Below are 318 nucleotides of genomic sequence, written 5' to 3' on the forward strand. Positions count from 1 at the left end.
GCCGCTGGCGCTGGGCGCCGATCTGGTGGTGCACTCCACCACCAAGTACATCAACGGCCACTCCGACGTGGTCGGCGGCGCCGTGGTGGCGGCCGAGGCCGCTCTGGCCGAGCAGCTCACCTGGTGGGCCAACTGCCTCGGGCTGACCGGCGGGGCATTCGACTCCTACCTTACCCTGCGCGGCCTGCGTACCCTAGGGGCGCGCCTGCGCTGTCACGCCGAAAACACCGAGCAGGTGCTGGCGTTTCTCCAGGCGCAGCCCAGAGTGACCCGCATCTATCACCCCTCCCTGCCCACCCATCCGGGGCATGAGATTGC

General features: G+C 69.5%; 1 protein-coding gene. It reads left to right on the forward strand.

The genetic code is table 11. The features are described 5' to 3' along the window. Positions 1 to 318: PLP-dependent transferase (locus BN1134_RS15480; RefSeq protein WP_042048311.1), on the forward strand; the 318-nt coding region annotated here is incomplete at both ends.

This window comes from Aeromonas simiae (assembly GCF_000820125.1).
GTDB lineage: Bacteria > Pseudomonadota > Gammaproteobacteria > Enterobacterales > Aeromonadaceae > Aeromonas > Aeromonas simiae.